The organism is Aeromonas sp. MR19 (assembly GCF_963899305.1).
Lineage (GTDB): Bacteria > Pseudomonadota > Gammaproteobacteria > Enterobacterales > Aeromonadaceae > Aeromonas > Aeromonas bestiarum.
Genome location: NZ_CAWQWZ010000007.1, coordinates 87,808 through 107,384 on the forward strand (window position 1 = coordinate 87,808; position 19,577 = coordinate 107,384).

Consider the following 19,577-nt stretch of genomic DNA (forward strand, 5'->3'; position numbering starts at 1 on the left):
GTTGATATTCATTCTCGACTGGGCATGATAAGTATCCCACCCATAGACTCGGGAGATCGTCATGACGAATCATGTCTGGCAGCGCTACATGCTGGAGGCCGAAAACGCATTGGGGGCAGGGGCGCTCGGCACCGCTATCTGCCTCTATCAGCAGGCCCTTGCCGAAGTGTACGAACTGGCCGATGCAGATCTGGACGAACTGGCCAGCATGCGGGTGGCCACCTGCCATCGGCTTGCCGACTTCTGGCGCGCCATGGAGGAGCCCGCTTATGAGCTGCGCTACCTCAAGCTCGCCTCCGAGCTGGTGACTGCGCTGGTGCCCCAGTGCCCGAACCTGGGGTGTGAAGCCCTCATCAGTGAGCTGGGTTGCTGCCGGGCGGCGCTCATCTCCTTCCTCAAGCGTCACCCCAATCCCGAGATCGCCAAATTGATCCAGCTGCAGGACAAGGTGCAGGGCTGCGAGCTGATCGGCCGTTTTCGCCTCAACTGAGGATCAGCCTCTGGGCTTGAGCCTTTGCGCGATCCGCTGCTGCGCCTCTTCCCCCTGCAGGGCGAGGGAGAAGGCACGCGCCTCCAGATCGATGATGAAGTGCACCGCCTGTTTGAGCTCCTGCTTGAGCAGGGCCTTGCTCTTCTGTAGCGCCTTTGGCGGTTTGGCCGCCAGTTTCAAACCCTGCTCACGGGCCAGTGCCAGCAGCGCATCGGCGGCCACCACCCGGTTGGCGAGGCCCAGGCGCAGCGCCTCACCGGCATCTATGGCCTCGGCCAGCAGCAAGAGCTCTGCCGCCTTCAGATGGCCCACGGCGCGGGGCAACAGCAGACTGGAGGCAAACTCCGGCACCAGCCCCAGCTCGACGAACGGCAGTTGCAGCCGGGCGTTGTCCGCCAGATAGACAAGATCGCAGTGCAGCAGCAGTGTGGTGCCTATGCCGACGGCGGGGCCAGCGACTGCGGCTATGACGGGTTTGGGAAAATCCGCCAGGGTGTGCAGGAACTGCAAAATGGGATCGTCCGCCTCCAGCGTGTTCTTGCCCATAAAGTCGGCCAGATCATTGCCGGCGGTGAAGCAATCGCTTTGACCCTGTATCAGCAACACATGCACGGCGTCATCTTGTGTCGCTTGGCGTAGTGCTGCGGTGAGGGCGAGATACATCTCGGTATTGAGGGCGTTGCGCTTGTCGGGGCGATTGAGAGTCAGGGTGAGCAAACCATACTGCTGCTCGGCAACGATAATGGGGTCCATGTCTAAATCCTTGTTATCACAGGCTGTCAAAAGCTTACCGCTGCGGTAATCTTCACGGCGTTTAACAACATCATAAAAGGATTTCAACCATGTTTAAACGTGCGTTTTATTCTCTGCTGGCCCTGGGTCTGGCGGCGCCTGCTCTGGCCAAGGTCGAGGCCGTCGGTGGCTATGTGCGTCTGTTGCCCCCCGGCTCTCCCAACACAGCCGCCTTTCTGGTGCTCAAAAATGACGCAGACACGCCGGTGAAGCTGGTCGCCGCCGCCTCGCCCGAGGTGGGCCGGGCCGAGCTGCACACCCATCTGCACGAGAACGGGGTCATGAAGATGCGCCAGGTCGAGAGCATAGAAGTGCCGGCAAAAGGGGAAGTGGCGCTCAAACCCGGCAGTTTCCACATCATGCTGTTCGAGGTGCGCGAGCTGTCCCAGGGCACGCCCTTCCCGCTGACCCTGACCATGGATGACGGCCAGACGCTGGAATTGAGCCTGCCAGTGAAGCCAATTGAACCCATGGCAGGCATGCAGCACTGACATTAATGGACGCTTGTTCAGTTTTTTACACTGTGTATTCCCGTCGCACTGGGTAAAATGATGGCCTTTCCAGTCCATAAGAGAGTGACATGATGAAGAAGACCTTGATTGCCGGTTGTGTGCTGGCCCTGTTCAGCCAGGCTGCCATGGCTGCTGATGACTGGCGTATCGCTGCCGGTACCGATGTATGGAACGCGCAGGGCAGCGGCCAGATCAACGGTGTCGGGGCCAACGGCAGCTATGACGAGAACTACAACTGGAGCGGCTACCTGCAACTGGAGCACGGCATCATTCTGCTGCCCAACGCCAAGTTCGAGATGTCCGATTTCGGTACCAGCGGCGGCGCCCTCAACAACGATCTGATGGCCTATGACCTGAGCCTCTACTATCGCCTGTTCAACAACGACCTGTTCCAGATCGACCTGGGTCTGACCGGTCGTCGTTATGATGGCGATTTCAACACCCAGCACTACTCCTATGACAAGGATGTGCTGATGGCTTACACCGGCGCCGAAGTGCGCATCCCGGGTACCGGTTTTGCCGCCTTCGGCGATGCCCGCGTACAGGATGCCGACAACTATGACTACCGTCTGGGTGGCTCCTACAAGTTCGCTTCCGTCCCCCTCAAGGTGCGTGCCGGCTGGCGTGATGCGAGCATGGACTTCGATCGCGTTGATCAGCGGGTTGATGGCTGGTTCATCGGCGGCGAATTCACTTTCTAATCTGACTGTCAGCTGACGACGAGGAGCGGTAATGGGCCACATCATAGTGACGGGGGCGGGATCCGGTCTGGGTCGCGCCCTGACCATAGGTCTGGTTGAACGCGGCCATCGGGTCTCCATGATGGGCCGTCGTTATCAGAAGTTGCAGGAGCAGGAAGATCTGCTCGGCAAGGCGGTGATCGGCATAGCCGCCGATCTGGCGCACCACGAGGAAGTGGACGTGGCGTTTGCCGCCGCGGTGGAGTGGGGCGGCTTGCCCGAGCTGGTGCTGCACTGCGCCGGGGTGGGCGAGTTCGGCCCGGTCGGTGTCTACACCGCCGAGCAGATCCGCCGGGTGGTGGAGAGCAACCTCATATCCACCATTCTGGTGGCCCAGCAGACGGTGCGCCTCATCGGCGAAAAAGGCGGCGTGCTGGCCAATGTGCTCTCCTCTGCCGCTCAGGTGGGCAAGGCCAACGAGAGCCTCTACTGCGCCTCCAAGTGGGGCATGCGGGGCTTTCTGGAGTCTTTGCGCGCCGAGCTCAAGAGCTCGCCCCTGCGGCTGGTCAACCTCTATCCGAGCGGGATCCGCAGCGAATTCTGGGACAACTCGGATCACGTCGACCCGAGCGGCTTCATGACCCCGGAAGATGCGGCGGCCTACATGCTGGATGCGCTGGAGGCCAGAAGCAGCTGCCACGTGACCGATCTTTTTATCGGTCGCAATGGCTGAGGCAGAGCCCTGCCATCCGCTTCCTCTCGTCAGAGAAAGCAGAAACAAAAAGCGCGCCATCGGGCGCGCTTTTTTATGTTGGCAAGGGGGCGGAATTAACGACCCAGCTTGGCCTTGAGCATGGCAACGATCTCGCCGATCGCCACTTCCTGCTTCTCGCCGGAGCGGCGGCACTTGTACTCCACCACGCCGTTGTCCAGACCGCGCTCGCCGATGACGATGGCGTGCGGCACACCCAGCAGCTCCATGTCGGCGAACATCACGCCCGGGCGCTCTTTGCGGTCATCAAACAGCACATCCACACCGGCGGCCTTCAGCTCGGCGTAGAACTGCTGTGCCTGTTCGGCCACGCGCTCGGACTTGTGCATGTTCATCGGCACTATGGCCACTTCGAACGGGGCTATGGCGTCCGGCCAGATGATGCCGTACTGGTCGTTGTTCTGCTCGATGGCAGCGGCCACCAGACGGGAAACCCCGATACCGTAGCAACCCATCTCCATGGTGACGGACTTGCCGCCCTCGTTCAGCACGCTCGCCTTCATGGCTTCGGAGTACTTGGTACCGAGCTGGAAGATGTGGCCCACTTCGATACCGCGCTTGAGCAGCAGCTTGCCCTGGCCGCAGGGGCTGGGGTCGCCTTCCACCACGTTGCGCAGGTCGGCGACTTCGTAAGTGGCGATGTCGCGATCCCAGTTGGCACTGGTCAGGTGGAAGCCGGTCTCGTTGGCGCCACAGACGAAGTCTGCCAGATGAGCGGCGCTGCGATCGACGATGATGCGACCGGCAAAGCCGACCGGGCCTATGGAGCCTGCATCGCAACCGGCGGCGGCCTTGATCTGCTCGTCATTGGCGAAGGTGAGCGGGTTGGCCACGCCGGCCAGTTTCTCGGCCTTGATCTCGTTCAGCTCGTGATCACCGCGCAGCACCAGGGCCACGACGGCCTGCTTGCCGTGTTCGTCCGCTTCGGCCAGTACCAGCAGGGTCTTGGCGATGGCGGTCGGCGCCACGTTCAGGAAGGCAGCGACGTCGTCTATGGTGTGCACATTCGGGGTGGCAACCTTGGTCAGGGTCTTGGTCGCGGCAGCGCGCTCGCCGGCCGGTGCCAGCGCTTCGGCCATCTCTATGTTGGCGGCGTAATCTGAGGTATCGGAGAAGGCAATCAGATCTTCACCACTCTCGGCCAGCACCTGGAATTCGTGGGAGCCGGTACCACCGATGGAGCCGGTATCGGCCTGTACCGGACGGAAGTTCAGCCCCATGCGGGTGAAGGCGGCGCAGTAGGCGGCGTGCATCCGCTCGTAGGTCTCGATCAGCGAGGCCTTGTCGATGTGGAAGGAGTAGGCGTCCTTCATCAGGAACTCGCGACCGCGCATCACGCCGAAACGGGGGCGGACCTCGTCGCGGAACTTGGTCTGGATCTGATAGAGGTTCAGCGGCAGCTGTTTGTAGCTGTTCACTTCATAACGGATCAGGGAGGTGATCACCTCTTCGTGGGTCGGGCCCAGCACGAAGGGACGGTTGTGGCGGTCGGTCAGGCGGCACAGCTCGGGACCGTAGTCATCCCAGCGGCCGGACTCCTGCCACAGCTCGGCGGGCTGCACCACCGGCATGGAGACTTCGATGGCACCAGCATTGTTCATCTCTTCGCGAACAATGTTCTCGATCTTTTTCAGTACCCGCAGGCCGGACGGCAGCCAGGCATACATGCCGGAGGCCAGTTTGCGGATCATGCCGGCGCGCAGCATCAGCTGATGGCTGATGACTTCGGCGTCGGACGGGGTTTCCTTGAGAGTGGAAAGCAGATATTGGCTGGTACGCATCGCTCGTGACCTTAGATAAGACGGGCCGCGGGGCCCTGGATAAATTCAAGAGCGGAATTTTAACAGGGAGGGCCCTGCGGCCCAAGGGCTAAATTTAGCGCAGCGGGAGAAAGCGGGGGCCGGGCCCCCGCCCGTGTCAGACCCGAAATTGCGACAGCAGTCGTTGTTGCAGCAGGCTGGCCTGGTGCAGGGAGGAGGCGAGTTGCAGGCACTCCTGCGCCTCCTGCTCACCTGTCTGGGCCTGCAGGCTGATGCCGGAGACCTTGTCCGAGGTGTGGCTCAGGGTGTGGGAGAGCTGGCCTGTGGCATCCGCCACCTGCTGCACCATGTCGGCCAGATGGTCGATGGCTTCTTCCACCTTGAACAGGATCTGCTTGGTGTTGTCGGAATCCTGCATGCCCGACTCCACGGTTTTCAGGTTGCGCTGCATCATCAGATAGGCCTTCTCGGTCTGCTGCTGAATGTTGTTGATCACCTCGGTGATCTCGGCGCTGGAGGAGGCGGTACGGTTGGCCAGGGTGCGCACCTCGTCGGCCACCACGGCAAAGCCCCGGCCCATCTCGCCGGCCCGGGCCGCCTCGATGGCGGCGTTGAGCGCCAGCAGGTTGGTCTGCTCCGAGATGCTGCTGATGGTGGAGATGATCTGGCCAATCTGGCTTGCCTGCTCCTTGAGGGCGTTGATGGCGTTGGCGCACTCGCCCACCTCCACCACGACCCGTTGCATGCCGTTGCTGGCGGAGGTCACGTACTGGCTGCTCTCGGCGGTGAGCTGGCGTACCTCGTTGGCGTTTTGCGCCGCCAGGCTGCAATTGTCCGAGATGGAGGTGGCGACCTGCACCATCTGCTCGCTGTCGTGGTGCAGCGCCTGGGCATGCTCGGCGGTCTGGCGGCTGCTCTGGCTGATGGCCTCGACCCGGTTGACCGAGGTGTGCACGTGGTCGCTGATGTGCTGGTTGTTGTCCATGGTGGAGCTGATCATCTTCTGCAGCTTCTCGATGAAGCGATCCACGCTGCCCGCCAGCGAGCCTATCTCATCGTCCCGCTTGAGATTGATCCGCGCGTTGAGATCGCCCTCACCGGCGGCTATGTCCTGCATGCGCTGATTGACCTGCAGCAGGGGCCTGACTATGGTGCGAACCAGCCAGAAACCGCAGAGCGCGACGATCAGCAGGCTCAGCATCAGACCACCCAGGATCAGGTTTTTGGTATGACCGATGATGGTATTGAGCTGGTTTACCTGATCCTCGACCGTGGCATCCCCCTTGGCCTCGACTTCGACCAGCACCTGCTTGAGCTGTTCGGCACTGCTCTCGTATTGCGCCAGCTGGCTCTGGTAATTGCTCAGGGCTGCAATCCACTGACTCATCAGCCGCTGATCATCGGCCTGCAGGGCCCTGTATTGCGTCGCCAGCGACTGGCCGGCGAACTCCCCCTCACCCGGGATATCGAACAGCCCCGTGGCCAGCATGCCGTCGACCGCCTCCTGATAGAAGCGGGTCGCCTCCTTCAACTCGGCCTGGATGGCGGGGGTCGGGCCCTCGCTCTGCATCTTCTCCAGCGCATAGAGTTGGCGCAGGAAGCCGATGTTGGCTTCCATGCCGCCGTCGGCCGCTTGCCAGCGGGTGGCGAGGCCGCCATTCCAGCTGATGGCCTGATCCGGCGACTGGGTGAGGCTCTCGACAGCGCCATCGCCGACCACTTCCAGCTGGATGGAGAGGCGGGACATGCGTTCCGAACTGGCGCGCAGCGCCTGATCGACGCCGGTATAGGTGCGATAGAGCGCCAGCAGCTTGTCCTGCTGTTGCTGATAATCCTGCTGGCGCTGGTTCATGGTGCTGATCGCCGTCTCGTCGATGAGCCTGCCTTCACCCACCCGGCGCAGGGCATCTGTGGTGGCCGCGCTGGCCCGTTGCAGCTCGGGCTCGTCGAGGGGCATGCCTCTGAGCATTTTCTGGATATAGAGCGACTGGTTGCCCAGCTCTATGGATCCCTCCATGGCGCCATCGGCGGTCTGCCAGGCGGCCCCCAGTACATAGGAGAGCAGATCGGCCAGCCGCTGGCTGCCATACCAGCCGATGGCCCCCATGCCCAGCGTGCAGCCGAGCAGGATCGTCAGTCCCAGATTCGATGTAGTGACAATTTTCATGATGCAGGACCTTCCTTGGTTCCGAACAAACCCAATTCAGTGTTCTCTCAATGGCAAACATTCGCCATTCCCGGTGGAAAATAAAGTTACTGCTCAGATCCGATCCAAGCATGGCTCCGAAAGCGCCAGAATGCCGAGAATCCTCTGCCGTACTCCGCCGCCCTATGCTGGATACTTATCCAGTTATTCTTTATGCTATGACCCAATTTACAGATAGATGGTTTGGCGAGGAGAGAGCCGTGATTGGTCGCTTGAGAGGCGTAGTCATTGAGAAACAACCCCCCGAGGTGCTGCTGGAAGTCGGGGGCGTGGGCTATGAGGTACAGATGCCCATGAGCTGCTTCTATGATCTGCCCGAGATCGGCAAGGAAGCGACCATTCACATCCACTTCGTGGTGCGTGAGGATGCCCAGCTGCTGTATGGATTCAACCACAAGCAGGAGCGGGCGCTGTTTCGCGAGCTGATCAAGACCAACGGCGTCGGCCCCAAGCTGGCGCTGGCCATCCTCTCCGGCATGACGGCCACCCAGTTCGTGCTGAGTGTCGAGCGCGAGGAGATAAGCTCCCTGGTCAAATTGCCTGGCGTGGGCAAGAAGACAGCCGAGCGGCTGGTGGTGGAGATGAAGGACAGGCTCAAGGGCTGGGTCAGCCACGATCTCTTCTCGCCGGCCGAGATCAGCCTGCCGGCCAAGGAGAGCCGGCTGCGAGCGCCCGATGCGAGCGAAGAGGCGGCCAGCGCGCTGGTGGCTCTGGGCTACAAGCCGCAGCAGGCCAGCCAGATCGTCAGCAAGATAGCCATCGATGGTATGTCGGTGGAAGATATCATCCGTGAATCCCTGCGTAGTCTGGTGTGAGGTAGGCAATGATTGAAGCGGACCGTCTCATCTCCGCCACTGGCGTGCGTGAGGATGAGATCATCGATCGGGCCATACGGCCAAAGATGCTGGCCGATTACACAGGTCAGGATCCCGTCTGCGAGCAGATGGAGATCTTCATCGAGGCGGCACGCCAGCGTGGCGAGGCACTCGATCACCTGCTGATCTTCGGCCCGCCGGGTCTGGGCAAGACTACGCTCGCGAACATAGTGGCCAACGAGATGGGGGTCAACATCAAGACCACCTCGGGCCCTGTGCTGGAAAAGGCCGGCGATCTGGCGGCGCTGCTCACCAACCTCGAACCCAATGATGTGCTGTTTATCGACGAGATCCACCGGCTGAGCCCTGTGGTGGAGGAGGTGCTCTATCCGGCGATGGAGGATTACCAGCTCGACATCATGATAGGGGAGGGCCCTGCCGCCCGATCCATCAAGCTCGATTTGCCTCCCTTTACCCTGATAGGCGCCACTACCCGGGCCGGCTCCCTGACCAGCCCGCTGCGGGATCGTTTCGGCATAGTGCAGCGGCTGGAGTTCTACAACGTCAAGGATCTGACCGACATCGTCTCCCGCAGCGCCCGTTGCCTGGGGCTGGAGATGACCAGTGACGGCGCCCTGGAATTGGCCCGTCGTTCCCGCGGTACCCCGCGGATTGCCAACCGTCTGTTGCGTCGCGTGCGCGACTTTGCCCAGGTCAAGTCTGATGGCCGGATAGACGGACCCATAGCGGCCCGAGCCATGGACATGCTGGACGTGGACAATGAAGGTTTCGACTTCATGGACCGCAAGCTATTGTTGGCTGTGATAGACAAGTTTCTGGGGGGCCCTGTGGGTCTCGATAACCTGGCGGCTGCCATAGGTGAAGAGAAAGACACTATCGAGGATGTGCTGGAGCCCTATCTGATCCAGCAGGGCTATCTGCAACGTACACCCAGAGGGCGGATGGCGACACCGAGAGCGTATGCGCATTTTGGCTTGCAACGGCCAGATGAAAGGTGAAAACAGCTGTTTGAACAAAAAACCGCCATCAAGGGCGGTTTTTTATTATCCGGGCAAAAAAAAGCCCACGGCGGATGCGGTGGGCAAAGACAATTCAGGATGGATGTTCACAGACAGTGAGTGCGTCTGGACACAGACCGGAAAAAAACAGAGGAGCCGTCGCGAGGCCTCAGAGTCGGTTCATTTGATAGAGCTGAACGAACGAAAGCTTGTAGTAACGGATGGTTTTAGCAACAAACTTTTTCATCTTAAATTCCAATAGACAGGTTCGAAATGTTCATCGAATACGTACCGGGAACCCAGATTGACCGGCCTGTATCCAAGGGTATGCCCTCACTGCGAGGCGCATTGTAGGAGCTCTGTCGGACTCGGACAAACAAGAAAAATTACCTATATCAGATTAGATTAACTAATCATTTGTCTGGGTTGTCGAATTAGCATGAACATGCGTTTTTACTGGTTTTTAATTGGAGTTACCGGCGGGCAGCCAAGGGCGGGAAAACATTATGAAAATCCGCTTGAACATTGTTTTTTAACAGAAGCGTCACTTATTGGTGATGATATTAAATTTGATTTAAATCAATGATTTGCGATTTAGTGTTTTTTGTGACGCAGCTCTCCAAATTAAATGGAACGCGACGTGAAAATGCCTTTGAAAGGCATGTATTGATGATGGTTTTACATTGATTTCAATCAAATAAAGGTGATATAAAACATCGGTCATTATGGGCGGGAATAAAGCAAGTCTGATTGTTTTGTAATTGTTAAACATTAGCTTTTTTTGTTCCTGTGTATTGCCTTGTTGTTAATGCTGGTAGCAGTCGAATCCGGTCGCCAGTGCAAACTGGAGCGTGACCGATAATTCGGGGACTTCCAACGGAAGCTTTGTCCTTAAAACTTAAAATAGCCGTGCCAATAATCGGTGAGGAAACATCATGATTGCTGAGCATGTGGTAGACCTATCGCGGTTCCAATTCGCTGCGACGGCCCTTTATCACTTCCTGTTTGTACCCCTGACGCTCGGAATGGCCTTCATTCTGGCGATCATGGAATCTGTCTATGTGATGACCAACAACCCTGTCTACCGGGACATGACCAAGTTCTGGGGCAAGTTGTTTGGTATCAACTTCGCCCTCGGGGTTACCACAGGGCTGACCATGGAGTTTCAGTTCGGTACCAACTGGGCCTATTACTCCCACTATGTAGGCGATATCTTCGGGGCCCCGCTGGCCATCGAAGGCTTGATGGCCTTCTTCCTGGAATCCACCTTCGTCGGCATGTTCTTCTTTGGTTGGGATCGCCTGACCAAGCGTCAACATCTGGCTTCGACCTGGTTGATGGCGCTGGGGACCAACCTCTCCGCCCTCTGGATCCTGGTGGCCAACGGCTGGATGCAGAACCCGGTCGGTGCCGAGTTCAACTTCGAGTCCATGCGGATGGAGATGGTGAGCTTCGCCGAACTGGTGTTCAACCCGGTTGCACAGGTCAAGTTCGTCCACACGGTCGCGGCCGGCTATACCACGGGCGCCATGTTCGTGCTGGGCATCTCCTCCTATTACCTGCTGAAGAATCGTGATGTGGCCTTCGCCCGTCGCTCCTTCGCCATCGCAGCGGCCTTCGGTATGGCCTCCATCCTCTCCGTGCTGATCCTCGGTGACGAGTCCGGCTACGAGACGGGTGAAGTGCAGAAGGTGAAACTGGCGGCCATCGAGGCCGAGTGGAACACAGAACCGGCTCCGGCATCCTTTACCCTGTTCGGTATCCCGAACCAGGAAGAGATGCGCACCGATTACGCCATCAAGATCCCGTACGCGCTCGGCATCATCGCCACCCGTTCCCTGGATGGCCAGGTGACCGGCCTCAAGGATCTGAAGAGCGAGCATGAGCTGCGCGTGCGCAACGGCATGACCGCCTATGACCTGCTGACCAAGCTGCAATCCGGCGACAAGTCCGACGATACCCGTGCCCGCTTCGATGAAGTGAAGCAGGATCTGGGCTACGGTCTGCTGCTCAAGCGCTACACCAACAACGTGACCGACGCGACCGACGAACAGATCAAGGCCGCCGTGGATGACTCCATCCCGCAGGTTGCACCGCTGTTCTTTGCCTTCCGCATCATGGTTGCCTGCGGCATGCTGATGCTGCTGCTGATCGGCCTGGCCTTCTATGACAGCACTCGCCACAAGATCGGTGAGCGCAAATGGCTGCTCAAGGCGCTGCTGTGGGGTATCCCGCTGCCCTGGATCGCCATCGAGTGTGGCTGGTTCGTCGCGGAATATGGCCGTCAGCCCTGGACCATAGCCGAAGTGCTGCCGACCTCGGTCTCTGCATCCAACGTGCCTGCGTCCGAGATCTGGTTCTCCCTGATCGGGATCTGCCTGTTCTACACGGTGCTGCTCATCATAGAGATGTACCTGATGTTCAAGTATGCGCGTCTGGGCCCAAGCAGCCTGAAGACGGGCAAGTACCACTTCGAACAGAGCAAGGCATAAGGAGAGTAACCCATGTTTGATTACGAAATGTTGCGTCTGGTCTGGTGGGTGCTGGTCGGTGTCTTGCTGATCGGTTTCGCCATCACCGACGGTTTCGATATGGGGGTGGGCGCACTGCTCCCCTTCGTCGGCAAGAAGGATGTGGAGCGTCGGGTGATGCTCAACACCATGGGCCCGCACTGGGAAGGCAACCAGGTATGGCTGGTCACGGCGGGCGGAGCCCTGTTCGCGGCCTGGCCCATAGTGTATGCGGCAGCCTTCTCCGGCTTCTACATCGCCATGATCCTGACCCTGATGGCGCTGTTCTTCCGTCCGGTCGGCTTCAAATACCGTTCCCTGCGTGAAGACGCCAAGTGGCGTACCAACTGGGATTGGGCCCTGTTCATCGGCAGCGCCGTTCCCCCCGTCATCTTCGGGGTCGCCTTTGGCAACCTGCTGCAGGGTGTACCGTTCAGCTTCAACCAGTTCCTGATGCTGACCTATCACGGCAACTTCTTCGGCCTGCTCAATCCGTTCGGTCTGCTGGCCGGTCTGGTGAGCCTGTTCATGATTGTGACCCAGGGCGCTACCTGGCTGATGATGAAGACCGAGGGCGAGGTGCTGGCTCGTTCCCGTACCGCCGCCATGATCTTCTCCCTGCTGACGCTGGTCACCTTCGCGCTGGCCGGTGTCTGGGTCAGTGGCATGGACGGTTATGTGGTGGTCAGCGGTGCCGCGACCGATGCCGTGACCAACCCCCTGCACAAGGAAGTCGTGGTGCAGGCCGGTGCCTGGATGCAGAACTACAGCCTCTATAGCTGGATGATGATCGCTCCCGCGCTGGGTCTGGCGATGTGCGTGCTGACGGCGGCGGCGGCCAAGATTGGCAAGGGCTGGCTGGCATTCCTCTGCTCCTCCCTGGCCATTGCGGGCATCATATTGACGGCGGGTTTCTCCATGTTCCCCTTCATCATGCCGTCCAGCCTGGAGCCATCGCAGAGTCTGACCATGTGGGATGCCACCGCCTCCTTCAACACCCTCAAGGTGATGACAGTGGTCGCGGCCATCTTTGTCCCGACTGTGCTGGGTTACACCATCTGGACCTACATCAAGATGTTTGGCCGGGTGAGCAACAAGCACATCGAAGACAACCAACAATCGCTCTACTAAGAAGGTGCCCTGATATGTGGTATTTCACCTGGATCCTGGGTCTGCTGCTGGCTTGTGCGTTTGGCATCATCAATGCGCTCTGGCTGGAACACACCGAGAACATGGATCGCAAGATCGATGAAAACAAGTGATCGACTCGCCCGGTTGGCGGCTCCTCTGGAGCGCCAACCCTGGCAGGGGTTGATACTGGTAGCGGCGGCCCTGTTGGCCGTCGCTATTTTGCAGGCCCCCAACCTGGTGGCCGCCAACACCAGTGAGCACGGCCTCTGGCTCGCTCCCTGGCTGATGTGGGCGGTCTGTTGTGGCGTGATGCACGGGCTGGGATTCCATCCCCGCAGCCTCATCGGTCGCGTACTGTTTTGCCCCTGGCTCGCCTGGCCCAGTTTGTTATATGGGCTCTGGTTGACTCAAGGCTATTTCCTTTCATAAAAAACGGGGGGAGGCAGGATTTCCCTGCCTCCCCCTGCTTCTTTCCTATTCAGCCCTGCGCTATGATAGCCCCCCATCTGACTGTCGAATGGATCACAGATTGTTATGGGGGAAGTCTCTGAGTTTCCGGTGCGTGTCTACTACGAAGACACGGACGCCGGGGGCATCGTCTACAACGCCAATTATCTCAAGTTTATGGAACGTGCTCGCACCGAGTTTCTGCGCGCTGGTGGCATCGAACAGGATGTCCTGCTGCGTGACGGACACGCGTTTGTGGTGAGTCGAACAGAGATCGATTTCCGCTCGGCGGCCCGTTTTAATGAGCTTTTGACTGTGTTAACGCAAGTGACTGAAGTGAAACGCGCCTCCATGCGCTTCTCACAACGGATACTGGCGGCTGATGGACGACTGATCACCCAGGCCATGGTACAGATAGCCTGTGTCAGTCATCCGCATATGAAACCTGTTGCAATACCTGAAAATGTGAAGGGAGTGCTGTTAAGTGCACGCTGAAATTTCGTTTATTGGCCTGTTTTGGCAAGCCAGCCTGTTGGTAAAACTGGTCATGATGACCCTGATGGGTATGTCGGTCGTCTCCTGGGCGCTGATCATACAGCGCTCCAAGGTCATCAAGGCGGCCAATATCGCATCGGAGCAGTTTGAGGACAGATTCTGGTCCGGGGTCGATCTGAACCGTCTCTACCAGGAGTCCTCTTCCCGCCGCGATGACATCGAAGGCATGGAAGACATCTTCTATTCCGGCTTCAAGGAGTATGCCCGCCTGCTCAAGGCCGGCGCTCGTGGCCAGGATGCGGTGATGGACGGTACCTATCGTGCCATGCGGGTATCACTTTCCCGTGCGGTGGACGAGCTGGAATCCAACCTGCCTGTGCTGGCGACCGTCGGCTCCATCAGCCCCTATATCGGTCTGTTTGGTACCGTATGGGGCATCATGAACGCCTTTATCGCCCTGGGTCAGGTGCAGCAGGCCACCCTGCAGATGGTGGCACCGGGTATCGCGGAGGCGCTTATCGCCACCGCCATGGGTCTGTTTGCGGCCATTCCCGCGGTTATTTTCTACAACCGGTTTACCAACAAGGTAGAGAAGCTGGAGAACGCCTACGCCAACTTCATGGACGAGTTCACCACCATACTGAACCGTCAGATTGCACAGCAGCAGGGTGATCAGTAATGCAAACCTATCAGCGGATCCGGCGCAAGAAGGTGTGCGAGATCAACGTGGTTCCCTATATCGACGTCATGCTGGTGCTGCTTATCATCTTCATGGCGGTGACGCCCGTGATCACGCAAGGGGTCAAGGTTGACCTGCCGCAGGCGGAATCCGAGCAGTTGCCGGAAGATGCCAAGCCCCCCTTCATCGTCAGCGTCAACACCGAAGGCGAGTACGTCATCAAGGCCGGTGAGGCCGATGATGAGCCTGTGCCGAGCGGCACGCCCGAGGCGATGCAGCAATACATCACCGAGAAAGCCATGGGCTATCTGGCCATCAACCAGAATGCCCCCGTGGTGGTGGCCGGTGACAAGTCCGTGCGCTACGAAGAGGTGATCCTGCTGATGGTGGCCCTCAAGAATGCGGGCGTGCCTCAGGTTGGCCTGATGACAGATCCGGTGAACTGACGGAGATGGACGTGAAGCGTGGTATTTCCGGTTATCTCATCGCGTCGCTGCTGCTGCACCTGATCATCGGCATCATTTTGCTGGTCGGGGTCGACTTCAGCAAACCGAAGCGGCCCGAGTCGAAGGGGCAGATCGTCAATGCCGTCATGCTCGACGAGAACTTCCTCAACGAGCAGGCCAAGCAGATCCAGCAGCAGAAATCTCAGCCCAAGCCTCAGAAGGTAGAGAAAGAGAAGGACAAGGAAGACACGGATATCGCCAAGCGTGAGCTGGCCCAGCAGCAGGAGCGGCTACGCATCGCCGAAACCAAGCGCAAGGAAGCCGAAGAGGCGACCCGCAAGGCAGAGGCCGAGAAGCAGAAGAAGGTAGCCGAGCAGAAGCAGGCGGAAGAGAAGGCCCAGAAAGCCGAGCAAGCCCGCAAGCTGGAAGAGCAGAAGACTAAGCAGGCGGAATCTGAGCGCAAGGCAGCAGAAGCCGAGAGCAAGGCGCTGGCGCTGAAGAAGAAAAAGGAACAGGAAGAGAAGAAAGAGGCCGAACAGAAGCAGGCCAAGGCGGAGGCGGCCAAGAAAGCGGAAGCCGACAAGAAGGCCAAGCAGGAGGCTGAGAAGAAAGCCAAGGCCGAGGCGGACAAGAAAGCCAAGGCAGAGGCCGAGAAACAGGCCAAGGCTGAAGCGGACAAGAAAGCCAAGGAGGCCAAGGAAGAGGCTGCCAAGAAGGCAAAAGCTGACGCAGAGAAGAAGGCCAAGGCCGAGGCTGACAAGAAAGCCAAGATAGCGGCGGAGCGCAAGCGCAAGGCGGCCGAGGAGGCCAAGCTGCAAAAAGAGATGGAAGACATGATGCAGCAGCAGCTGTCGGCTGAGGCCAATGCCCGCAGTCAGGCCGCATCGGCGCAGGCGCAGGGCGAGGTCGATAAATATGCCGCCTTGATCAAGGCCACGGTCGAGCGCTACATGATTTTGGATCCCACCATGCGGGGCAAAACATGTACTATCGGCGTACGTCTTGCCAGCACAGGCTTTGTCATATCGGTAGATAACGGCCAGGGTGACCCGGCGGTATGCCGTTCCGGCAAAGCGGCGGTATTGAAGGCGAATCAACTGCCAGTGCCGAAGGATCCTGCGGCATTCGAGATGTTGAAGGAGTTCAACCTCAAGTTAGAACCTAGCATCTAAGCATGATAAAACGGGGTCAGGCAGCGTCTTGCTGAGAAAGGAATTTAACCTCTCATTTTTATTGGAACCGAGTATTTAAGCCATGATCAGAAAAGTATTTTTTGCTTTGGTTGGCTGTTTGTTGCTGGGCCAGAGTGCCCAGGCGGCCTTGGACATCGTCATCACCGGCGGTATTGATAGTGCACGTCCCATCGCCGTCGCCCCCTTCAAGTGGGAAGGGAACGGGCAACTGCCGCAGGACATCGCGGAAGTGGTCTCCAACGATCTGATGCGCAGTGGCAAGTTCAAACCGCTGGCCCGTGGCCAGATGCCGCAGACCCCGAGCTCCAGTGGCGAGATCAACTTCGCGCCCTGGGCGTCCCAAGGGGTTGAGGCCGTGGTGGTGGGTTCCATTTCGGCTGTTGGCGACGGCACTTACAAGATCAACTTCGAGCTGGTCGACGTGCTGAAGGGCCAACTGGCCAAGACCCAGGGCGGCGAGAGCAATGGTTACATCCTGGATAGCCGCATGGCGACCATTCCGGGTGCCCAGATGCGCCAGTTTGCCCACCGCATCTCCGACATCGTCTATGAGCGTCTGACTGGCGAGCGTGGTGCCTTCCTGACCCGTCTGGCCTACGTCTCAGTGCAACAGGGGACCCAGTTCCCATACCAGCTGCGGATCGCCGATTACGACGGTTACAACGAGAAGACCCTGCTGCGCTCCCGCGAGCCGCTGATGTCTCCGGCCTGGTCGCCGGATGGCAGCAAGCTGGCCTACGTGAGCTTCGAGAACCAGAAGTCCGAAATCTATGTGCAGGACATCTACACCCAGCAGCGCAGTCTGATCTCCAGTTTCCGCGGTATCAACGGGGCGCCTGAGTGGTCTCCGGATGGTCGTCGCTTGGCTATCGTGCTCTCCAAAGATGGTTCACCGAACCTCTATGTGATTGATGTTGCAAGCAAGCAGCTGACCAGGGTCACCACCAGCCGTGTTATCGACACAGAACCCTCCTGGATGCCGGACGGGCAAAGTTTGTTGTTCACCTCTGAACGTGGTGGCAAACCCCAGATTTATAGCGTAAATTTGGCGACTGGTATGACTCACCGGATGACGTGGGAAGGTGAATCCAACCAGGGTGCATCCATTACTCCTGATGGCAAAATCATGGTGATGGTGACCCGTGTCCAGGGACAATACCGTATTGCCCGTCAGGACATGGAAAACAATGCCCTGTTGGTCCTTACCCAGAGTGCTCTGGATGAGTCGCCAAGTGTGGCTCCCAATGGCAGCATGATCATTTATGCCACCATCTATCAAGGTCGCAAGAGTCTGGCGTTGGTATCGACCGATGGTCGCTTCAAGGCTGTGCTTCCGACCAGTAGCGGTGAAATTCGTGCACCAGCTTGGTCGCCCTTCTTGAATTGATAAAAATTCGATTGTTTTTTGTTTTGTTATAAAGGTTTAAGGAAATAGCATGCAACTCAATAAACTGCTCAAGGGTTTGGCCATCGCACTGCCACTGTTCACCCTGGCCGCTTGTAGCTCCTCTTCTGATTCCGATGCCGCTGGCGCCGAGTCAGGCATGACCGACGGCATGGGCGGTGTACAAACCGGTGGCTCAAATGGCATGTTGACCCCGGAAGAGCAGATGCGTCAGAAGTTCGAAGCACTGCAACGCGACAACGTGATCTACTTCCCGTTTGATGGTTATGACATTCAGGGTCAGTACGCTGATCTGCTGGATGCACACGCCAGCTACCTGCGTGAGCGTCCGTCCGTCAAGGTGTTGATCGAAGGCCACGCCGATGAGCGCGGTACTCCGGAATACAACATCGCGCTGGGCGAGCGTCGTGCCAAGGCTGTAGCCAAGTATCTGCAAACCCTGGGTGTGCAGGCCGAGCAGCTTTCCATCGTCAGCTATGGCGAAGAGAAGCCGCTGGACATGTCTCATACCGAGGATGCCTTTGCCAAAAACCGCCGTGCGGTTCTGGTTTACTAAGGTTTGATCCGAATGAAGTTCGTGTATATGCAAACGGCCATTTCGATGGCCGTTTTATTTACACTGAAGCTACCGGTTTGATCCGAATGAAATGTGTGTATAAACAAGCGACTATTGCGATGGCCGTTTTATATACACAGAGGCTACCGATTTGATCCGAATGAAATTTGTGTATAAGCAAGCGACTATTGCGATGGCCGTTTTATTTGCACTAAACGCTAAGGTTTGATCCGAATGAAATCTGTGTACAAGCAAGCAACTCTTGTGATGTCAGTGTTAGTTGCACTGAGCGCTCAGGCGGCTGCGCCCGTGAGCGATCTCAGTGGCGGTGGTGGCGTGGCCCTCAGCGGCAACAATGGCGCCATCATGCCCACAGGCAGCCTGGAAGACAGGGTCGCCTTGCTGGAGCGCACCCTGAATGCCCGTCTGCGCCTGCAGGCCGAGTTGCAGCAACAGGTGGATTCCCTGCAAGGGGAGGTCTCCGAACTGCGCGGCCAGCTGGAACAGCAAACCTACCAGATGGAGCAGTCGCAAGAGCGTCAGCGCCAGCTCTACCAGGAGCTCGACAAGGTGGCCAACAGCCAGCCTGCCGCAGCCCCCGCCACACCGGCGGCCGGTGCGAGTGCAGCCCCGGCTGCTGCGGCCAACTACTCCGCCAATCTGGATGAGAATCAGGCCTACGACGCGGCCGTGAACATGGTGCTGAAGGACAAGAACTACGACAAGGCCATTCCCGCCTTCGAAGGGTTCATCAAGCAGTACCCAAGCTCGGGCTATGTGCCGAATGCCCACTACTGGCTCGGCCAGCTGCTGTTCAACAAGGGTGACAGAACCGGTGCCGCGGCCCAGTTCTCTACCGTGGCGAACAAGTTCAGCAAGTCTCCCAAGCGGGCCGATGCCCTGCTGAAGCTGGGCATGCTGGCACAGCTCGATGGCAAGAAAGCGGAAGCCAAGACCTTCTATGAGCAGGTGATCAAGGGCTATCCCAACACCTCGCCGGCCCAGTTGGCCAAGCAGAGTCTGAGCAAGTTGTAGCATTGCCGTATGTCACTGTTTTCGTAACAGTCTTGTAAATACGGCCCTGCTTTGTATGCGCAGTGAACAATCAGATTGAATTTAAGAATTTTCTATTGCGCCAGGATGATAAATCCGTAATATAGGCCGCCGTCAGAGCCGGTGCAGTATTGCATCCGGTCCTGGTCGTGGTGAGGGTCGTTAGCTCAGTCGGTAGAGCAGTTGACTTTTAATCAATTGGTCGCTGGTTCGAATCCAGCACGACCCACCATTTCTCCACCAGGTGGAGACAGAATTCCCAGGTCGTTTAGCTCAGCTGGGAGAGCACCTCCCTTACAAGGAGGGGGTCACTGGTTCGATCCCAGTAACGACCACCAGTTTTGTGAGTAGAGTTGAAACTGTTTGCCGAAGGCGAACAGTGCCAGGCAGAAGGTGGGGGTCGTTAGCTCAGTTGGTAGAGCAGTTGACTCTTAATCAATTGGTCGCTGGTTCGAACCCAGCACGACCCACCAATCTGGCCACAAGATTTCCCAGGTCGTTTAGCTCAGCTGGGAGAGCACCTCCCTTACAAGGAGGGGGTCACTGGTTCGATCCCAGTAACGACCACCAGTTTGTAAAAAATGATTTAGATGGGTCGTTAGCTCAGTCGGTAGAG

21 protein-coding genes and 4 tRNA genes are annotated in these 19,577 nt (G+C 58.3%); 22 read left to right on the forward strand and 3 right to left on the reverse strand.

The genetic code is table 11. From position 1 onward, the window contains the following. Positions 1 to 61 precede the first annotated feature (61 nt). Positions 62 to 490: a DUF2753 family protein gene (locus tag AACQ95_RS04400; protein WP_241280720.1), complete on the forward strand. Its 429-nt coding sequence runs from the start codon at positions 62 to 64 to the stop codon at positions 488 to 490. A 3-nt stretch (positions 491 to 493) separates the two neighbouring features. Here AACQ95_RS04400 and AACQ95_RS04405 read toward each other — a convergent pair whose 3' ends face one another. Further along, positions 494 to 1,243, reverse strand: a complete 750-nt coding sequence (locus AACQ95_RS04405) for an enoyl-CoA hydratase-related protein (protein ID WP_241280721.1) — start codon at positions 1,241 to 1,243, stop codon at positions 494 to 496. Between the two features lie 89 nt (positions 1,244 to 1,332). Between AACQ95_RS04405 and AACQ95_RS04410 the strand changes: the two genes are divergently transcribed. The 3 genes from AACQ95_RS04410 (at position 1,333) to AACQ95_RS04420 (ending at position 3,207) form a co-directional block, all read left to right on the forward strand. After that, on the forward strand, positions 1,333 to 1,773 hold the full coding sequence (locus tag AACQ95_RS04410) for a copper chaperone PCu(A)C (protein ID WP_241280722.1): 441 nt from the start codon (positions 1,333 to 1,335) through the stop codon (positions 1,771 to 1,773). Positions 1,774 to 1,865: 92 nt separating this feature from the next. Then, positions 1,866 to 2,495: a TIGR04219 family outer membrane beta-barrel protein gene (locus tag AACQ95_RS04415; protein WP_042865656.1), complete on the forward strand. Its 630-nt coding sequence runs from the start codon at positions 1,866 to 1,868 to the stop codon at positions 2,493 to 2,495. Positions 2,496 to 2,526: 31 nt separating this feature from the next. Continuing rightward, the gene (locus AACQ95_RS04420; RefSeq protein WP_098982319.1) at positions 2,527 to 3,207 is read left to right on the forward strand and encodes an SDR family oxidoreductase; all 681 of its coding nucleotides are present in this window, start codon (positions 2,527 to 2,529) and stop codon (positions 3,205 to 3,207) included. A 95-nt stretch (positions 3,208 to 3,302) separates the two neighbouring features. Here AACQ95_RS04420 and AACQ95_RS04425 read toward each other — a convergent pair whose 3' ends face one another. Together AACQ95_RS04425 and AACQ95_RS04430 are read right to left on the reverse strand one after the other, a co-directional pair. Then, positions 3,303 to 5,027: a proline--tRNA ligase gene (locus tag AACQ95_RS04425; protein WP_241280723.1), complete on the reverse strand. Its 1,725-nt coding sequence runs from the start codon at positions 5,025 to 5,027 to the stop codon at positions 3,303 to 3,305. Between the two features lie 136 nt (positions 5,028 to 5,163). Next, entirely contained in the window at positions 5,164 to 7,173 is a 2,010-nt protein-coding gene (locus AACQ95_RS04430) for a methyl-accepting chemotaxis protein (RefSeq protein WP_241280724.1), read from the reverse strand. A 239-nt stretch (positions 7,174 to 7,412) separates the two neighbouring features. Here AACQ95_RS04430 and ruvA point away from each other — a divergent pair, with 239 nt between their 5' ends. The 18 genes from ruvA (at position 7,413) to AACQ95_RS04520 (ending at position 19,531) form a co-directional block, all read left to right on the forward strand. Next, entirely contained in the window at positions 7,413 to 8,027 is a 615-nt protein-coding gene (gene ruvA / locus AACQ95_RS04435; protein WP_043142349.1) for a Holliday junction branch migration protein RuvA, read from the forward strand. 8 nt (positions 8,028 to 8,035) lie between these two features. Further along, positions 8,036 to 9,046 (forward strand): Holliday junction branch migration DNA helicase RuvB, encoded by a 1,011-nt coding sequence (gene ruvB / locus AACQ95_RS04440; RefSeq protein ID WP_042865606.1) that lies wholly within the window; start codon positions 8,036 to 8,038, stop codon positions 9,044 to 9,046. Positions 9,047 to 9,485: 439 nt separating this feature from the next. Next, the gene (locus tag AACQ95_RS04445) at positions 9,486 to 9,632 is read left to right on the forward strand and encodes a hypothetical protein (protein ID WP_181003694.1); all 147 of its coding nucleotides are present in this window, start codon (positions 9,486 to 9,488) and stop codon (positions 9,630 to 9,632) included. Between the two features lie 349 nt (positions 9,633 to 9,981). Then, complete coding sequence (cydA, locus tag AACQ95_RS04450) at positions 9,982 to 11,538, forward strand: cytochrome ubiquinol oxidase subunit I (protein ID WP_042865605.1); 1,557 nt, start codon at positions 9,982 to 9,984, stop codon at positions 11,536 to 11,538. Positions 11,539 to 11,550: 12 nt separating this feature from the next. Continuing rightward, positions 11,551 to 12,687, forward strand: a complete 1,137-nt coding sequence (gene cydB / locus AACQ95_RS04455) for a cytochrome d ubiquinol oxidase subunit II (RefSeq protein ID WP_098982327.1) — start codon at positions 11,551 to 11,553, stop codon at positions 12,685 to 12,687. A gap of 14 nt (positions 12,688 to 12,701) precedes the next feature. Then, positions 12,702 to 12,818, forward strand: a complete 117-nt coding sequence (cydX, locus tag AACQ95_RS04460) for a cytochrome bd-I oxidase subunit CydX (protein WP_043142346.1) — start codon at positions 12,702 to 12,704, stop codon at positions 12,816 to 12,818. Continuing rightward, positions 12,805 to 13,116: a cyd operon YbgE family protein gene (locus AACQ95_RS04465; RefSeq protein WP_043554536.1), complete on the forward strand. Its 312-nt coding sequence runs from the start codon at positions 12,805 to 12,807 to the stop codon at positions 13,114 to 13,116. The genes cydX and AACQ95_RS04465 overlap by 14 nt, the downstream gene beginning before the upstream one ends. A 105-nt stretch (positions 13,117 to 13,221) precedes the next feature. Next, entirely contained in the window at positions 13,222 to 13,629 is a 408-nt protein-coding gene (gene ybgC / locus AACQ95_RS04470) for a tol-pal system-associated acyl-CoA thioesterase (protein WP_043554537.1), read from the forward strand. Beyond that, entirely contained in the window at positions 13,619 to 14,308 is a 690-nt protein-coding gene (tolQ, locus tag AACQ95_RS04475; protein WP_043554539.1) for a protein TolQ, read from the forward strand. The genes ybgC and tolQ overlap by 11 nt, the downstream gene beginning before the upstream one ends. Further along, complete coding sequence (gene tolR, locus AACQ95_RS04480) at positions 14,308 to 14,754, forward strand: protein TolR (protein ID WP_042036135.1); 447 nt, start codon at positions 14,308 to 14,310, stop codon at positions 14,752 to 14,754. The genes tolQ and tolR overlap by 1 nt, the downstream gene beginning before the upstream one ends. A gap of 5 nt (positions 14,755 to 14,759) precedes the next feature. After that, the gene (gene tolA, locus AACQ95_RS04485; protein WP_043554540.1) at positions 14,760 to 15,926 is read left to right on the forward strand and encodes a cell envelope integrity protein TolA; all 1,167 of its coding nucleotides are present in this window, start codon (positions 14,760 to 14,762) and stop codon (positions 15,924 to 15,926) included. Between the two features lie 82 nt (positions 15,927 to 16,008). Then, on the forward strand, positions 16,009 to 17,334 hold the full coding sequence (tolB, locus tag AACQ95_RS04490) for a Tol-Pal system beta propeller repeat protein TolB (RefSeq protein ID WP_042865600.1): 1,326 nt from the start codon (positions 16,009 to 16,011) through the stop codon (positions 17,332 to 17,334). Between the two features lie 49 nt (positions 17,335 to 17,383). Next, a complete protein-coding gene (pal, locus tag AACQ95_RS04495; protein ID WP_098982329.1) occupies positions 17,384 to 17,908 on the forward strand; it encodes a peptidoglycan-associated lipoprotein Pal in 525 nt (174 codons plus the stop codon). 234 nt (positions 17,909 to 18,142) lie between these two features. Beyond that, positions 18,143 to 18,943: a tol-pal system protein YbgF gene (gene ybgF / locus AACQ95_RS04500; RefSeq protein ID WP_043142335.1), complete on the forward strand. Its 801-nt coding sequence runs from the start codon at positions 18,143 to 18,145 to the stop codon at positions 18,941 to 18,943. 174 nt (positions 18,944 to 19,117) lie between these two features. After that, positions 19,118 to 19,193: transfer RNA gene (locus AACQ95_RS04505), tRNA-Lys, on the forward strand. A 30-nt stretch (positions 19,194 to 19,223) separates the two neighbouring features. Continuing rightward, positions 19,224 to 19,299, forward strand: a tRNA-Val gene (locus AACQ95_RS04510). A gap of 59 nt (positions 19,300 to 19,358) precedes the next feature. Beyond that, positions 19,359 to 19,434 (forward strand) — tRNA-Lys (locus AACQ95_RS04515). A gap of 21 nt (positions 19,435 to 19,455) precedes the next feature. Then, positions 19,456 to 19,531 (forward strand) — tRNA-Val (locus tag AACQ95_RS04520). Positions 19,532 to 19,577: the final 46 nt, after the last annotated feature.

What these genes read in the sequence shown, in the direction of transcription:
- AACQ95_RS04400 (WP_241280720.1), top strand. Translation starts at nt 62, where the DNA reads ATGACGAATCATGTCTGGCAGCGCTACATGCTGGAGGCCGAAAACGCA.
- AACQ95_RS04405 (WP_241280721.1), bottom strand. Translation starts at nt 1,243, where the DNA reads ATGGACCCCATTATCGTTGCCGAGCAGCAGTATGGTTTGCTCACCCTG.
- AACQ95_RS04410 (WP_241280722.1), top strand. Translation starts at nt 1,333, where the DNA reads ATGTTTAAACGTGCGTTTTATTCTCTGCTGGCCCTGGGTCTGGCGGCG.
- AACQ95_RS04415 (WP_042865656.1), top strand. Translation starts at nt 1,866, where the DNA reads ATGAAGAAGACCTTGATTGCCGGTTGTGTGCTGGCCCTGTTCAGCCAG.
- AACQ95_RS04420 (WP_098982319.1), top strand. Translation starts at nt 2,527, where the DNA reads ATGGGCCACATCATAGTGACGGGGGCGGGATCCGGTCTGGGTCGCGCC.
- AACQ95_RS04425 (WP_241280723.1), bottom strand. Translation starts at nt 5,027, where the DNA reads ATGCGTACCAGCCAATATCTGCTTTCCACTCTCAAGGAAACCCCGTCC.
- AACQ95_RS04430 (WP_241280724.1), bottom strand. Translation starts at nt 7,173, where the DNA reads ATGAAAATTGTCACTACATCGAATCTGGGACTGACGATCCTGCTCGGC.
- ruvB (WP_042865606.1), top strand. Translation starts at nt 8,036, where the DNA reads ATGATTGAAGCGGACCGTCTCATCTCCGCCACTGGCGTGCGTGAGGAT.
- AACQ95_RS04445 (WP_181003694.1), top strand. Translation starts at nt 9,486, where the DNA reads ATGAACATGCGTTTTTACTGGTTTTTAATTGGAGTTACCGGCGGGCAG.
- cydA (WP_042865605.1), top strand. Translation starts at nt 9,982, where the DNA reads ATGATTGCTGAGCATGTGGTAGACCTATCGCGGTTCCAATTCGCTGCG.
- cydB (WP_098982327.1), top strand. Translation starts at nt 11,551, where the DNA reads ATGTTTGATTACGAAATGTTGCGTCTGGTCTGGTGGGTGCTGGTCGGT.
- cydX (WP_043142346.1), top strand. Translation starts at nt 12,702, where the DNA reads ATGTGGTATTTCACCTGGATCCTGGGTCTGCTGCTGGCTTGTGCGTTT.
- AACQ95_RS04465 (WP_043554536.1), top strand. Translation starts at nt 12,805, where the DNA reads ATGAAAACAAGTGATCGACTCGCCCGGTTGGCGGCTCCTCTGGAGCGC.
- ybgC (WP_043554537.1), top strand. Translation starts at nt 13,222, where the DNA reads ATGGGGGAAGTCTCTGAGTTTCCGGTGCGTGTCTACTACGAAGACACG.
- tolR (WP_042036135.1), top strand. Translation starts at nt 14,308, where the DNA reads ATGCAAACCTATCAGCGGATCCGGCGCAAGAAGGTGTGCGAGATCAAC.
- tolA (WP_043554540.1), top strand. Translation starts at nt 14,760, where the DNA reads ATGGACGTGAAGCGTGGTATTTCCGGTTATCTCATCGCGTCGCTGCTG.
- tolB (WP_042865600.1), top strand. Translation starts at nt 16,009, where the DNA reads ATGATCAGAAAAGTATTTTTTGCTTTGGTTGGCTGTTTGTTGCTGGGC.
- pal (WP_098982329.1), top strand. Translation starts at nt 17,384, where the DNA reads ATGCAACTCAATAAACTGCTCAAGGGTTTGGCCATCGCACTGCCACTG.
- ybgF (WP_043142335.1), top strand. Translation starts at nt 18,143, where the DNA reads ATGAAATCTGTGTACAAGCAAGCAACTCTTGTGATGTCAGTGTTAGTT.